The organism is Mesorhizobium sp. M8A.F.Ca.ET.207.01.1.1 (genome assembly GCF_004794715.1).
In the GTDB taxonomy this organism is placed as follows: Bacteria; Pseudomonadota; Alphaproteobacteria; order Rhizobiales; family Rhizobiaceae; genus Mesorhizobium.
On sequence record NZ_SRUS01000072.1, the window covers coordinates 1 to 481 of the forward strand.

Sequence of the window (481 nt, forward strand, 5' to 3'; positions counted from 1 at the left end):
ATCGTCTGATGCTTCTTGAACCACGGCACATGCGCGTAGCCGAACAGCGCCAGCCTGTCTGGCGCCAGCGTCAGCGCCTGGGAGACAGTCGCCGCAACGCTCTCGCAGGTCTGGTGCGGCAGTCCGTAAAGCAGATCCAGGTTGACGAACGTGACGCCTCGCGCCCGCACCGCATCGACAATGCTCTTGGTCAGCGCGAAGCTCTGCTCGCGATTGATCGCCTTCTGCACCTTGGGATCGAAGTCCTGGACGCCGAGGCTTGCTCTCGTCATGCCTATCGCCGCGAAAGCGTCAAGCCGCCCCTCGTCCATGTCGCTCGGATCGATCTCGACACTGAGACTGGCGTCATCGAGAAAGTCGAACCGGTCCCGCAACGCGCTTCCGAGCATGAGGATGTCGTCGGGCTTGAGCATCGTCGGGGAGCCGCCGCCGAAATGGACGGCGCGGACCCTGCCCAGGCCGCTCACCAGGCCGCCGACAG

Annotated in this window: 1 protein-coding gene; it reads right to left on the reverse strand. The window is 64.4% G+C overall.

The window, feature by feature from the left end; all coding sequences use genetic code 11:
- Positions 1 to 481 (reverse strand): radical SAM protein (locus tag EN850_RS33505; protein WP_136092931.1); only part of this gene is annotated, 481 nt, incomplete at both ends.